General features: G+C 69.5%; 14 protein-coding genes and 1 tRNA gene. 5 read left to right on the top strand and 10 right to left on the bottom strand.

Going from position 1 to position 11,865, the window contains the following annotated elements; genetic code table 11:
• Positions 1-348: 348 nt before the first annotated feature.
• Positions 349-624, top strand: coding sequence for a GntR family transcriptional regulator (locus ACWGJY_RS04090; RefSeq protein ID WP_453259218.1), 276 nt, complete (start codon positions 349-351; stop codon positions 622-624).
• A 72-nt stretch (positions 625-696) separates the two neighbouring features.
• On the opposite strand, the gene ACWGJY_RS04085 is transcribed toward ACWGJY_RS04090, so the two are convergent.
• Both ACWGJY_RS04085 and ACWGJY_RS04080 read right to left on the bottom strand, forming a co-directional pair.
• Positions 697-942, bottom strand: a complete 246-nt coding sequence (locus tag ACWGJY_RS04085) for a hypothetical protein (protein WP_453259217.1) — start codon at positions 940-942, stop codon at positions 697-699.
• Between the two features lie 153 nt (positions 943-1,095).
• Positions 1,096-2,466 carry an amidohydrolase family protein gene (locus ACWGJY_RS04080; protein ID WP_453259216.1) on the bottom strand — a complete coding sequence of 457 codons (1,371 nt, stop codon included), beginning with the start codon at positions 2,464-2,466 and terminating at the stop codon, positions 1,096-1,098.
• 73 nt (positions 2,467-2,539) lie between these two features.
• Between ACWGJY_RS04080 and ACWGJY_RS04075 the strand changes: the two genes are divergently transcribed.
• The gene (locus tag ACWGJY_RS04075) at positions 2,540-3,091 is read left to right on the top strand and encodes a MarR family winged helix-turn-helix transcriptional regulator (RefSeq protein ID WP_453259215.1); all 552 of its coding nucleotides are present in this window, start codon (positions 2,540-2,542) and stop codon (positions 3,089-3,091) included.
• Positions 3,092-3,280: 189 nt separating this feature from the next.
• Here the strand turns inward: ACWGJY_RS04075 and ACWGJY_RS04070 are convergent, their stop codons facing one another.
• The 6 genes from ACWGJY_RS04070 to ACWGJY_RS04045 form a co-directional block, all read right to left on the bottom strand.
• Entirely contained in the window at positions 3,281-3,754 is a 474-nt protein-coding gene (locus tag ACWGJY_RS04070) for a VOC family protein (protein ID WP_453259214.1), read from the bottom strand.
• A 199-nt stretch (positions 3,755-3,953) separates the two neighbouring features.
• Positions 3,954-4,826, bottom strand: coding sequence for a hypothetical protein (locus ACWGJY_RS04065; RefSeq protein WP_453259213.1), 873 nt, complete (start codon positions 4,824-4,826; stop codon positions 3,954-3,956).
• A gap of 568 nt (positions 4,827-5,394) precedes the next feature.
• Positions 5,395-6,231, bottom strand: coding sequence for an RNA polymerase sigma factor SigF (locus ACWGJY_RS04060; RefSeq protein WP_453259212.1), 837 nt, complete (start codon positions 6,229-6,231; stop codon positions 5,395-5,397).
• Between the two features lie 199 nt (positions 6,232-6,430).
• Entirely contained in the window at positions 6,431-7,240 is an 810-nt protein-coding gene (locus tag ACWGJY_RS04055) for an RNA polymerase sigma factor SigF (RefSeq protein WP_026169670.1), read from the bottom strand.
• A 222-nt stretch (positions 7,241-7,462) separates the two neighbouring features.
• Positions 7,463-7,756, bottom strand: a complete 294-nt coding sequence (locus tag ACWGJY_RS04050) for a Dabb family protein (RefSeq protein ID WP_453259211.1) — start codon at positions 7,754-7,756, stop codon at positions 7,463-7,465.
• 133 nt (positions 7,757-7,889) lie between these two features.
• The gene (locus tag ACWGJY_RS04045) at positions 7,890-8,054 is read right to left on the bottom strand and encodes a hypothetical protein (protein WP_453259210.1); all 165 of its coding nucleotides are present in this window, start codon (positions 8,052-8,054) and stop codon (positions 7,890-7,892) included.
• A gap of 846 nt (positions 8,055-8,900) precedes the next feature.
• Here ACWGJY_RS04045 and ACWGJY_RS04040 point away from each other — a divergent pair.
• Both ACWGJY_RS04040 and ACWGJY_RS04035 read left to right on the top strand, forming a co-directional pair.
• Entirely contained in the window at positions 8,901-9,680 is a 780-nt protein-coding gene (locus ACWGJY_RS04040) for a DUF2127 domain-containing protein (protein WP_453259209.1), read from the top strand.
• A 28-nt stretch (positions 9,681-9,708) separates the two neighbouring features.
• Entirely contained in the window at positions 9,709-10,191 is a 483-nt protein-coding gene (locus ACWGJY_RS04035) for a hypothetical protein (RefSeq protein ID WP_453259208.1), read from the top strand.
• 105 nt (positions 10,192-10,296) lie between these two features.
• On the opposite strand, the gene ACWGJY_RS04030 is transcribed toward ACWGJY_RS04035, so the two are convergent.
• A complete protein-coding gene (locus tag ACWGJY_RS04030; RefSeq protein WP_453259207.1) occupies positions 10,297-10,512 on the bottom strand; it encodes a hypothetical protein in 216 nt (71 codons plus the stop codon).
• A gap of 290 nt (positions 10,513-10,802) precedes the next feature.
• Here ACWGJY_RS04030 and ACWGJY_RS04025 point away from each other — a divergent pair, with 290 nt between their 5' ends.
• Positions 10,803-11,588, top strand: coding sequence for a hypothetical protein (locus tag ACWGJY_RS04025; protein ID WP_453259206.1), 786 nt, complete (start codon positions 10,803-10,805; stop codon positions 11,586-11,588).
• A 119-nt stretch (positions 11,589-11,707) separates the two neighbouring features.
• Here the strand turns inward: ACWGJY_RS04025 and ACWGJY_RS04020 are convergent.
• Positions 11,708-11,794 (bottom strand) — tRNA-Ser (locus tag ACWGJY_RS04020).
• Positions 11,795-11,865: the final 71 nt, after the last annotated feature.

The following is an 11,865-nucleotide window of genomic DNA, read 5'->3' as shown; positions in this document are numbered from 1 at the left end:
GCTTCTTCCTGCCCTGCGGCTTTCGGCTCTCTCGGATCTCGAAGTCCATTGCACCCCTTGAGCTGGGGTGTTGCAACGACCACTAGAACCCAAGCACGATGCCGGGCCCTCGGTATGTCCGCCCCCGGTCACGGCAGGCGTCCGCCCCTGCTCTCCGCGATCCGCAGCGCGTCCCGCAGTGCTTCACACAGCCTGTGGACACAGAAACGGGCCGGCGGAGGCCACCGCCCGGGAGCTCCTCTTCCATGTCGTCGGCGAGCTGGGACAGATACCCGCCGCAGTCTGGTACCCCATGGCATACCTTAGTGCATCTCGCCTGGCATGGTGTGGCGTGCCTACCTTGTTCAGGTGATCGAATTTGCCCCGGACCGGCCTCGATGGCGACAGGTCGCCGACGTGATCCGTCAGCGCATCGCAGACGGCACCTACCAGCCCGGCACCCGGGTCCCCTCAGTGGTCGAGATGCTGGAGGAGTTCGGCATCGCCACGACCACGGGCCAGAAGGTGCACCGCGGGCTGCGTTCTGAGGGGTTGATCTACACCGAACCCGGCATGGGCTCGTTTGTCGCGCGGAACGCCGCCGAAATCCTCAAAGAGGCGGCCCGGTCCTCCGGCGACTCCTGACGCCATGGAGTTCGCCCAGGCGCGGCCCCGGCGAACGCGGATCGCCGGGGCCGCCCCAAGATTGTTCCGTAATCAGGGGGCGAGCCCCCTCAGACGCAGCTGATCGGCCCACTCGGCCATCTTCACCCGGTCGAACTTCCCGTCCGTGCCGCGCATTTCGCGCTTCGCGCTCTCGGGAATGCCGTCGAGGTGCGCGAGTTGCACCGGCTCGGCCCGCATCATGTCGTACTGCTGCTTCTCGCTCAGGCCGTTCCACCAGACGCGTACCGCGGCCGGGTCGGTGTTCGCCTTCGGGATGCCGGCGGCGAGCATGTCCATCTCGACATGCGAGGCCCGGTTCTGCTCTTTGAGGGCCTTGTCTCGCCCACCGGGGCCGCAGGATGCGGCTTCCCCTGCCTCCTGGTTACCGGTTCCCGCTTCCTTGTACCGGGCCCCGTCGCGGGCCTCGTCGTAGGCCCCGTCGCGGGCCCTCTAGGATCCCGACGCCCCGAGGCGTTCGGCCGCGTGGTGGGCCTCGGTCAGTACGCCGTCGAGGTCCTCGTACAGCAGCCGCCCGGCGCGTTTGACCGGGCGGCCGGCCAGCAGGACCGTGTCGACGTTCCCGGGATGGGCGGACGTCACCACGGCACCGATCGGATCGTGCGCCATCGGGGCGAGGTTCAGCGCATCGGCACGGAGCAGTACGAGGTCGGCGCGTTTGCCGACGGTCAGGGAGCCCAGCTCGTCGGCCAGGCCGAGGGCGGCGGCGCCGCCGAGGGTGGCCATCCGCAGGACATCGGCGGCCTTGACGGCAAGCGCCCGGGAGCCGGCGTCGCCGTGGCCGTCGCCGTCGGCGTCGGCGTGATCGAGGCGCTCGACGGGTTCGAAGTGGCTGCTCATCAACGCGGCGCGCATCTGCGAGAACATGTCGCCCGGCGCCGAGGTGACCGCATCCGCGCCCAGCCCCGTGGTGATGCCCGCCCGCCGCAGCCGTCCCGCCATCGGCGTGCCGAACTGCATCGAGGCCTCGATCGACGGTGTGATCGCCACCGCCCCGCCCGACTCGGCGATCAGCCGCAGCTCGGAGTCGGGCAGCGAGTTGCCGTGTACGTACAGGGTGCCGGCGGTGAGCAGCCCCTGCTCCTGGAGGGCGGCGACCGGCCGCTGTGCCACCGGCCCGGCCTGCACATGGACGGCGAGGGGCAGCTCCAGTTCACGGGCGAGCAGCCAGTCCTCGCGTACGGCTTCCGGCGTCGCGAAGGAGGGGCCGACGGGCGCCAGGGCCATCGTGACCAGCGCATCGTGCGACGGGAAGTGGTCGGTGCGGGCCTTGCGCACCCAGTCGGCCTGCCGGGCGGTCTCGTCGAAGACGGGGTAGCCGTAGCCGAAGACGGCGCGGATCCCGGCTTCCCTGAGCGCCTCGACGGCGGCCGCGGTGTGCTCCGGTGTGTACTGGACGTGGGAGAAGTCCTGGACGGTGGTGATCCCCGAGTCCAGGCACTCCAGCGCGCCGAGGAGGTTGCCGGTGTACACATCGGCGGGCGTGAAGCGGGCGGAGAGGTCGCCGAGGATCCGGCTGAGGTAGCCGTCGAGGCTTTCGTCGACCGCGGCGGACCGCAGAACCGCCTGCCACAGATGCCGGTGGGCGTCGACGAAGCCGGGCAGCACGATCAGGGCGCGGGCGTCGATCACCTCCAGGCCGGTATCGGTGTCATCGAGCGGCAGGTCGGGGCCCACGGCGGCGATCCGGCCCTCCGCGATGAGGACATCGGTGCGCGGGTGGACGACGGGGTGGGGGGCGGTGTCGATGACCAGGCCGCCGCGCAGAAGCAGGCGCGGTGTGCGGTGGCGCTCGTTTCCCATGGCAAGTCACCCTCTACACGTTCGGAAGAAAGCTTTTTAGAAAGCTATCACGGTAGTGAACTATCCTGCCGGAGTGACCGCAGCATCCGGACCGGGCCCCGACCCCGTCGAAGTACTGCTGAGTGTCTGGCGCAGCGAGCTGCCGGACGTGCTCCGCCCGACGACGGAACTGTCGAAGCGGATATCCCGGCTCGCCGGCGCCCTGGAGGCGGCCACCCGCGGTGTGCTGCCCGAACTCGGCCTGACCGTCGCCGAGTTCGACATCCTGGTCGCCCTGCGCAGGGCCGGCGAGCCGTACCGGATGAAGCCCAACGAACTGGTCCGTGCCCTGCTGCTGTCCTCCGGCGGCATCAGCAATGTCGTCAACCACCTCGCCGGCCGCGGACTCGTCCTGCGTGAACCCTCGCCGGACGACGGCCGCAGCACGATGATCCGGCTGACGCCGGACGGGAAGCGGACCGCCGAGCGCGCCGTCCGCGCCCATGCGGACGCCCATGAGGCCGTCTTCGCCGAATCGTCCCCCACGGCGGTGGACGCGGCCACCCGGGCGCTGCGCGAGGTGGGCGTAGAGCGCCGCCCCGCACCGCGCCCGGTACGCACGGGGCGGCATCGCAGCCGGTCCTGAGTGCGGCGGCCCGGGGTGCGGTGGCGAGTCCCCGAGCCGTGGCCGGCCCGGGGTGCAGTGGCGAGCCCCCGGGTCGTGGCCGGCCCGGGGCTCGCGCGGCGTAGCGCCGATGTCCGGGGCGATGCGGCCCGAGACCTGCTCAGGTCCGACCTGGTCCGACCTGGTCTGGTCCGACCTGGTCAGGTCTGATCAGGTCTGATCGGCCGCCGCCTGGAGGGCGGCGATGTCGATCTTCTTCATACCGAACATGGCCTTCATGGCGCGCGCGGCACGTTCCTGGTCCGGGTCGTTCAGAAGCTCCGCCATACCGCCCGGCGCCACCTGCCAGGACAGGCCGTACTTGTCCTTCAGCCAGCCGCACGGGCCCTCCTCGCCGCCTTCGGAGAGCTTGGCCCAGTAGTAGTCGATCTCGTCCTGGCCGGCGCAGTTGATCATCAGGGAGATCGCCTCGTCGAAGGTGAACTCGGGGCCGCCGTTGATCGCGAGGTACTCCTGGCCGTCAAGCTCGAACTCGACCGTCAGCACGGTCCCCGCGGGGCGCGGACCTGCCTCGTTGTAATAGGTGACGTTCTTGATCTTCGAGTTCGGGAACACCGAGCAGTAGAACTCCGCGGCTTCCTTGCCCTGGGTGTCGAACCAGAGGCTGGGGGTGATCTGGGGCATGGTCTTCTCCCTGGGACGGGGTCGCTGCCGATGGCTGTGTCTGTGTCTCTTCAGACGGTCGCACCGGTCGGAACTCATCGCTCTTCGGGGAGGCATTCCGGCAGGTCCGTCAGGGGGTTTTCGGCCAGTCCGACGACACGGGCGGCGGAGGGCGACCGCGCACCCGGCCCGGGGAGCGACGGGGTTGCGCCGACGGTGCTCACTTCCACCCGAAGGCCACGTCCTTGGTGTCGAGGTGCATGCCCAGCGGCACCCGCCAGCCGTCCACGCACACCCGCCAGGTGCCGGTCTGCCCCTTGCCCGGGGCGAGCGGCAGCGGCAGCTTGTGGGTGGAGGTGACCGTGGCCCAGTCGATGCCGAGGCCGCCGATGATGTGCGTCCCGAAGGTGACGGTGCCGGCGGTGACGGGCCGGTCGCCGGTGTTGAAGAAGTCGAGGGAGACCTTCTGGCACCAGCGGACGTCGGTGCCGGCGAGCACGGGCTTGCCTATCAGGAGGCCGGCAGGGGCGTCCGGACCGCCCGGGATGGTCGGGGAGGGTGGTTTCGGGGCGGGGGAGCCATGAGGCGGAGTGGAGCCACCGGGGCGGGTGGGGGAGTGGGGAGCGCCCGGTGACGTCGGTGAGGCCGGTGAGGTCGGTGGGGTGGCGCCGTGGCCGGTGTGGGCTCCTGCGGGTGGCGCGGAGGGGCCGGAAGGGGCGCCAGAGGTACTGGGGCTGCCGGGGGCTCCCGCGCCGTCGGCCGCCTCACCCTTGCCGGATCCGCCGGGGGACCCCGCCGCGGACGGGCCGGTACGCGTACGGCTGCCGCCCCCACTGCCGCCATCTCCGTCCCTGCTGCTTCCGCTTCCGCCGGCGCTGTCGCCGGTGCCCCCGTGGTCTCCGCCGCCGTCCAGCGGCGTCAGCTCGACGCCGCCCCCGGGCGGTACCGCCCGTGTCGGCGCGTGACCATCGCCGGGGCCTGCCGCGCCCACCGCGACGTAGCCCTGGTCGGCCGCACTCCCGCAGCCGGTGAGCAGAACACCCAGACACAGCACGGCCGCAGAGGCCGCGGCCACAGTCGTCGTCCGTCGCATCGGGCCAGTGTTGCTGACGGTGCGTCAGCTGTACAGAGGCCGGGCGTCTGTACAGAGGCCGGGCGTCTGTACAGAGGCCGGACGCCCGTCCCGGCCCGGTCCGGCGTCCGGCCGGCCTTCGGCCGGATCGCGACTCTCGCGTCCGAGGCGGGACATGCGGACAAGCCCGTACCAAGTCCCTGGTCGACGGGCTGCGTTCGGAGATTCATGAGGCCGGATGAGGAGTCGGATGAGGAGTACGTCGCCGCGCTCGCCGTCGTCCGATGCCTGATCCGACAGGCCGGCGCTCGGCGGCACCGCGTCGGTACGGCGCTGTACGGGGGGCACGAGGCCGGAAACGGAGCGCATGAACAAAATGCCCGGAGGAGACCCACGAACCGGCCCCACGGACGCGTTGCGCGGACGGGACCGACGGGAAGGGCCGACGGGCAGGACCCAAGGCCGGGACCCAAGGCCAGGAACCACGGACGGAACCCAAGGCCAGAAACCAGTCCTCCCCGAACCCGGGGCTCTACAACTGTCCGCCGAGCGGCACGGAGCGCCTGGCGGCCCCTCGGCGGACCGTTCCTCAGTCGGAGATGAGGCCCTCGCGCAGCTGCGCCAGGGTGCGGGTGAGCAGACGGGAAACGTGCATCTGGGAGATGCCGACCTCCTCGCCGATCTGGGACTGCGTCATGTTGGCGAAGAAGCGCAGCATGATGATCTGCCGCTCGCGGGCCGGGAGTTTGGCCAGCAGGGGCTTGAGGGACTCGCGGTACTCCACACCCTCCAGGGCGCTGTCCTCGTAGCCGAGGCGGTCCGCGAGGGAGCCCTCGCCGCCGTCGTCCTCGGGGGAGGGGGAGTCGAGCGAGGAGGCGGTGTACGCATTGCCGACGGCCAGGCCGTCGACCACGTCCTCCTCCGACACCCCCAGGCACAGGGCCAGTTCGGGGACGGTCGGCGAGCGGTCCAGCTTCTGTGCGAGTTCGTCGCTGGCCTTGGTGAGGGCGAGCCGGAGTTCCTGGAGCCGGCGCGGGACCCGTACCGACCAGGACGTGTCGCGGAAGAAGCGCTTGATCTCGCCGACCACGGTCGGCATCGCGAACGTCGGGAATTCCACCCCGCGTTCGCAGTCGAAACGGTCGATCGCCTTGATCAGGCCGATGGTGCCGACCTGGACGATGTCCTCCATCGGCTCGTTGCGGCTGCGGAAGCGGGCCGCCGCGTAGCGCACGAGCGGGAGGTTGAGCTCGATGAGCGTGTCACGGACGTACGTACGTTCCGCGCAGTCCTTGTCGAGCGAGGCCAGCCGCAGGAACAGGGAGCGGGAGAGCGTGCGGGTGTTGATGGCGTCGTCGTCATGCACGTGTGGTGCGGGCGCGGGAATCGCGGGAAGCACCTTCGAGCTGCCCAGTTCTACGGACATGCCACCCCCTTGAGGTCGCGGTCGGGTCGCTGCGGCGTCCTCGGACCGGGGCGGACCGAGGAGTGATGCCTCCACCTGAATACCGGAGGCAGCGCCACGGCAAACGCGGTTCCTGCAGAATGTCACATGTCGGCAACACGCTGTAGCGCCATATCGACATATCTGCGCGGGCTGTGCAGGGACGGGTAGCCCGTCCCGGTTAGGCGTCGATCCTGTTTGCGGATCGCAGTCTGGCGAAGCTCCGCGACAGTAGCCGTGAGACATGCATCTGCGACACCCCCAGCTCCGCACTGATCTGTGACTGCGTCAGATTGCTGTAGTAACGCAGCAGAAGGATCCGCTGCTCGCGCTCGGGCAGCTGGACGAGGAGGTGCCGTACGAGGTCCCGGTGCTCGACGCCGGCCAGCTCGGGGTCCTCGTATCCGAGGCGGTCGAGCAGGCCGGGCAGACCGTCGCCCTCCTGGGCGGCCTCCAGTGATGTGGCGTGATACGAGCGGCCCGCCTCCAGGCAGGCCAGCACCTCGTCCTCGCCGATCTTCAGCCGTTCGGCGATCTCGGCGGTGGTGGGGGAGCGGCCGTGCAGCACCGTCAGATCCTCGGTTGCGCCGTTGACCTGCACCCAGAGCTCGTGGAGGCGGCGCGGTACATGCACCGTGCGGACATTGTCTCGAAAGTAGCGTTTGATCTCGCCGACGACGGTTGGCATGGCGAAGGTCGGGAACTGGACGCCCCGGTCCGGATCGAACCGGTCGATCGCATTGATCAGGCCGATGGTGCCGACCTGGATGACGTCCTCCATCGGCTCATTGCGGCTACGGAAACGTGCCGCGGCATAGCGGACCAGCGGCAGATTGGCTTCGATCAGTGCGGCACGGACCCGGGTGTGCTCGGGGGTGCCGGGTTCGAGGTCCGTCAACTCCGCGAACAGCACCTGCGTGAGCGCCCGCGTGTCCGCGCTTCGGCTCTCGCGGGATGGAGCCTTGGGCGCAGTACGGGCCGTCACGGTCACGCCACCCTTCACAGTGCATGTATCCGGCAAAAGCGGTCATAGCATCACAAGACATGTGCACTGTGTGCAAGCACCCCATAACGCCGTGTTGAACAGAGAGTTGAGTGGATGCGGACCGGCCGGGGGGCGGGTGGGCGGCGGTGGGGGCCCGGGGGTACGGCGAAGCCCCCCGCCCGCAGGGGGCGAGGGGCTCGATGAGGCGCGGCGGAAGGGGGCCGCGGCTCAGAATTCGTAGTCGGCGATCACCCAGGTGGCGAATTCGCGCCACTGTGCGGCGGCCGCCTGGTGTGCCGGGTGCTCGATATAGCGCCGCAGGGCGTCCTTGTCGGCCGCTGCCGAGTTGATCGCGAAGTCGTAGGCGATCGGACGGTCGGTGATGTTCCAGGCGCACTCCCAGAACGTCAGCTCCGGAATCTCGTGCTCCAGTGCCGCGAACGCACGGACGCCGGCCTGCACCCGCTCCTCGTCGCGGGAGACACCTTCATTGAGCTTGAACAGGACCAGGTGGCGGATCACTGGGGCCTCCGTGCGGCGGGCGAGGCGCAGCCGGTCCGGTGGGCCGACTGGGCCGGGGCGGGGTTCCGGCCGATCGCGGGGCGGCGCGGTTCCCCGGGTGGTCCCGGGGCCGGCCGGTCGGACCGGGCGGCCGCTACTTGATCAGCTGAGTCATGAACTCGCCGACACCCTGGGCGGCGGTCGAGATGCCCTCGAAGCCTATCTGGACCATCTGTGCGGCCCGCTGCGGGGAGGTGATGATCGTGTACAGCACGAAGACGATGACGAGGTACAACACGATCTTCTTCGCCTGCGCCATCAGTCCCGTCTCCCCTACGCAGTCCCCTACGGCAATGCCTGCACGTCCCGGTTGCAGTCGGGCGAGTGTAACCACAGGTGTTCGATCGCGGGAGTCGAGCCCACGGGCTCCGCTGAGCCGCCTGCCGGCCGCGTACCCGCACTCCGGCACCGATCCAGACTTTTCCCGCACTGATCCGGATTTTATGGACCAAAGGCCCACCAAAGGAGGCCCTTCGTCTGCCTGTTGGGGCGGGTCCCCCGAGGCACCATGAGTGAGGTGGCCCGGGGGATCTGGCAGGAATCCGCGGGCCCTGGACCAGGCCTCACTGCGGGGTCCGCGCCATGACCGTCCCCGTGACGGCGGCGCGGGCTTGGGGGTTCGGTCCGCATCGGGGGGAGTGGTCGTCCCCTGACAACCGCTCCCCCCGACCGAAACAGGAGCCCCGCCTCCGAGCCATCCCTGGTGTCCACGGGGGTCCAGGACACGGCCCGGCGGCGGGGCTCCGTCGTACGCGCCGGCCGGCTGCGCCGTACGCGGTTCCGGTGCAACGGCCACCCGTCCGCGGCCCCGCCCCAGAGGCCCTACATCCGCGGCCCCGCCCCAGAGGCCCTCCCCTCTCCTCCCCTCCCCTCCCTCCCCTTCCCTCTCCGCGGCAACGACTCCGTGGCCGCCCGTCCGCAACCAAGAGGAAGGCCTCCGCGTCTCCCACCCCGTACGACTCGGGCACCCTCGGACCTCACGCGCCGCGAAGCACCTGGTCGGCAGGCGGCATGCAACATGTACGCGACACAACGGAGCGCGGCAGCGCGCCGCGGCCGCGGCGGGTGGCCGTGCGGGACGACGAAAGGAACACAGGGTCCAACGATGAAGATCGACTGGGACCGGCGTACCTGCGCGCGCCGCGGGCACATCACCTACCTCCCGCACGAGGAGCACCTCCGGGGCAAACTGCGCGCGGACACCGCCCTCGGCGAGGCCTGGCGCTGTCTGCGCTGCGGCGACTTCGCCCTCGGCGCCCCGCATGGCTCCGGCCCCGCCGCCGACGCTCCGCTGGTCCCGCGCGGCAAGGTCCTGCGCGATCTGTTCATCCTGCGGTTCCTGGCCGTCGAGCGGGCGGTGCGCGGGGTGTTCATCGTGCTGGCCGCGGTCGGCGTATGGCAGTTCAGCAACCGCAAGGACGCGGTCCGCCGGTTCTTCGACGAGTACGTCGCCGTGCTCCGCCCGGTGGCCCGGCACTTCCACTACGACCTGGACCACTCGCCGGTCGTCGGCACCATCCAGAAGACCTTCGGCTACCAGCACTCCACCCTGGTGCTGGTGGCCGCGCTGCTGCTGGCCTACGCCCTGGTGGAGATCGTCGAGGGCGTCGGCCTGTGGCGCGCCAAGCGATGGGCGGAGTATCTGACGGTGGTGGCGACGGCGGCCTTCCTCCCGCTGGAGATCTACGAACTGACCGAGAAGGTCAGCTGGCTCAAGATCGCCACACTGATGATCAACATCCTCGCGGTGCTCTACATCGCGCTCGCCAAGCGGCTGTTCGGCCTGCGGGGCGGCCGCGCGGCCTTCGACGAGGAGCGGCACAGCGCCTCACTTCTGGAGGTCGAGACCTCGGCCGGAGTCTCCGCCGCCGCCCATAATGGCTGAACGCTCGAAATCTAGGGGGAAGCGAACCATGCCCATGAACTCCGTACCGCGCGAGCCCGATTCGTCATACGCGGCCGGCCGGCCGGCTCAGGGGGGATCCCGGTCGCCCCTGACGCGCCGGCGGCCGGCCGTCGTGCTGGCCCTGCTGGTCGGCCTGCTGGCCGCGGCCGTCGCGCCGGCCACGGCCGCGGGCCGCAGCGCGGTGGACGGTGCCCGGACGACGGCCACCGTGAGTGCCCCGGCCCGGAGTGCCGATGCCTCCCGGCTCGCCGCCGCGCCCGCGCGGCCCGCCGCGTTCGGCCACCACAGCGCGCATCACGTGACTCCGGTCAAGTCGGTCTTCAAGTCCAAGAAGTCGAAGGGGAAGACGAAGAAGAAGGGCGGCTTCTTCAAGAAGCTCGGCATCTTCCTGATCGTGCTGTTCGTCCTCTTCCTCGTCGTTGTGATCCTGGTGATCTGGCTGATCGTGCGCTTCTTCCGCCGCGCGGCGCGGAGCCGCCGCAACGCCTGAGCAAGTGCTCTACGGGCCGTACCGGCCGCACGGCGCGTCCGCCTCGGCGGGCGCGCCGCGCTGTGCTGTACGCCTCCGGTCCGTCGCCCGTCGCCCTGGGCTGCCTCACTTGCTGCGGAAATGACCCAAAAGCGTCTTGAGTGTCAGCCGAAGGAATGGGTTCTTCTGCTTCAGGATGCGGGCCTGTTCCTGCGCCAGATCGCCCGAACGCAATGCTCCGGCGCGCTGCTCCATATATGCGGCCGGATCGGCTTGGAACTCCCCGATGCGCGGGTCTGTTTCTAAGGCCACGCCGTTCCAGACACCTGCAGTCGTACTCATGACGGAATCCCCCCAGGATTCTGCATCGCGTGCGCGTTTGTCACGGCGGCTGGGCATAGGTTCCATCCCTGACCCCCGAGGTGAACACCCGCCGTGCGCTGTCGTTCTGTGCCAGGCGAGATCACTACCACTGGCCACCCGCTTTGAGATCTTGAGCGGCCCCATCACGGCGTGCACCCTGGGTAAGTCGAGCACATCGCCCTTATCCGGCATCACACACTAGCCCAGCAATACCCGAATCGGCCTGGAACTAAACGATTTTCGCCCGATGAGACTACTCTGTGTGTATCGTGCGTGACAGCACACGCAGCCTGGGGTTGGGGACAGGGGAGGGGTTGCATATGGGGTGGGGTGCGTTTTCTGCCGGCGCTCTGGCGGTCCTGGCGTATGCGGCGCAAATGGTCATCGGGCTGGACATGGCCACCTGGCTGTTCTGGGTGATCACCGGTGTCGGGAGCGGGGCCACGGTGGCCACGGTATGGCTGGCCAGCCGTCGGGTGACCACGGCAAACGAAGCCGCGAAGGCGGCGACGAAGAACCAGCGGCGCGCCTTTGAAGATGTGCTCGTTCCGCTTGCGTCCAATCTCGGGCAGATTGTTTCGAGCCCCACCAAGGCCGATCGGATGGCACTTCAGCAGCAGACGAAGCAGGCGATCGTCTCGCTCACCGCTTCATTGATCGGCCCTCAGGACGCGCGGGCCTGCTTTCTGGAGCAGGTTCCCGGCACGCTCGCGGGACAGCGTGAGGTGAAGTGCCGTAACAGCCTCTGGTCGGGCCGGAATGTGGCCCCCGTGACGACGTTCAGGGAAACGGACCTCCGCGGCAAGGAGTTATTGAAGCTGCTCGATGACGGCACCAGCACGTTCGTCGAAAATGTGGACCAATTGCCTGCCGCGTTAAAGCCCGACAGTGACAGCTACAAGACGTATATCGCCTGCGCTGTCACGGCGGGAGACGACTCATTCGGGGTCCTGGCGGTCGACTGCCTCAGGCCGGGGGACCTGCATCAGGACGACGTGACCATGGTCGGGGTTTTCGCCCGCATGCTGGGCGTCGCCCTGGCCGTGAAGAAGTAGCCGGTTTCGAGGGCGCAGCGGTGACCGTCGACGCCGTGGTGCGGCCCTCGTGGCGGCCGGAGGCATACCGAAAAACCGCCCCGGACCTGGTCTCCCAGGTCAGGGGCGGTTCCCTTGAGCGGTAGCGGTGGGATTTGAACCCACGGAGGAGTTGCCCCCTCACGCGCTTTCGAGGCGCGCTCCTTCGGCCGCTCGGACACGCTACCGAGAGAGAGCTTAGCCCACGGGTGGCCGTGCGCCGAAATCGGATTCCGGGCAGGGGCCGGCACCGGGCCGG

The sequence above is a fragment of the Streptomyces sp. NPDC054765 genome, assembly GCF_053612065.1.
The sequence above is the reverse complement of the archived record's forward strand: the minus strand, read 5'-3'. Positions and strand labels throughout refer to the sequence as shown.

Bases quoted from the DNA above. Each gene is read 5' to 3' on its own strand.
- ACWGJY_RS04085 (WP_453259217.1), bottom strand. From the start codon at position 942: ATGGACATGCTCGCCGCCGGCATCCCGAAGGCGAACACCGACCCGGCC.
- ACWGJY_RS04080 (WP_453259216.1), bottom strand. From the start codon at position 2,466: ATGGGAAACGAGCGCCACCGCACACCGCGCCTGCTTCTGCGCGGCGGC.
- ACWGJY_RS04070 (WP_453259214.1), bottom strand. From the start codon at position 3,754: ATGCCCCAGATCACCCCCAGCCTCTGGTTCGACACCCAGGGCAAGGAA.
- ACWGJY_RS04065 (WP_453259213.1), bottom strand. From the start codon at position 4,826: ATGCGACGGACGACGACTGTGGCCGCGGCCTCTGCGGCCGTGCTGTGT.
- ACWGJY_RS04060 (WP_453259212.1), bottom strand. From the start codon at position 6,231: ATGTCCGTAGAACTGGGCAGCTCGAAGGTGCTTCCCGCGATTCCCGCG.
- ACWGJY_RS04045 (WP_453259210.1), bottom strand. From the start codon at position 8,054: ATGGCGCAGGCGAAGAAGATCGTGTTGTACCTCGTCATCGTCTTCGTG.
- ACWGJY_RS04040 (WP_453259209.1), top strand. From the start codon at position 8,901: ATGAAGATCGACTGGGACCGGCGTACCTGCGCGCGCCGCGGGCACATC.
- ACWGJY_RS04035 (WP_453259208.1), top strand. From the start codon at position 9,709: ATGCCCATGAACTCCGTACCGCGCGAGCCCGATTCGTCATACGCGGCC.
- ACWGJY_RS04030 (WP_453259207.1), bottom strand. From the start codon at position 10,512: ATGAGTACGACTGCAGGTGTCTGGAACGGCGTGGCCTTAGAAACAGAC.